Annotated in this window: 1 protein-coding gene; it reads right to left on the reverse strand. The window is 63.0% G+C overall.

Annotated features, from left to right (window positions below):
* Positions 1–322, reverse strand: a 322-nt coding sequence (locus tag CVH10_RS19070; protein WP_146143087.1) for a prolyl oligopeptidase family serine peptidase, incomplete at both ends; no start/stop codon positions are given.

Below are 322 nucleotides of genomic sequence, written 5' to 3' on the forward strand. Positions count from 1 at the left end.
ATCGTCATAGATCACCTGCCGCTTCGTCTTGCGTCCGGCGTCGTGCCATTTCGGCCCGAACTCGCCCCCGCCGCGGATGTTCGCCAGCACGAAGCTGCCGCCGCGTTCCAGCCACAGCTTGCCGGTGATGCCGGAGTAATAGGGCGTCATCGACGATTCGAACCCGCCATAGGCAGTCATGATCGTCGGCGTGCTGCCGTCCAGCTTCGCATCTTTGCGGTGGACGACGAAATACGGAACCTTCGTGCCGTCGGTCGACGTCGCCTCGAACTGTTCGACCACGTCACGCGACGCATCGAACTTCGCGGGCAACGCCTTCACC

Origin of the sequence: Halomonas sp. ND22Bw (genome assembly GCF_003011945.1) — a bacterium.
Classification (GTDB): Bacteria; Pseudomonadota; Gammaproteobacteria; order Pseudomonadales; family Halomonadaceae; genus Halomonas; species Halomonas halophila.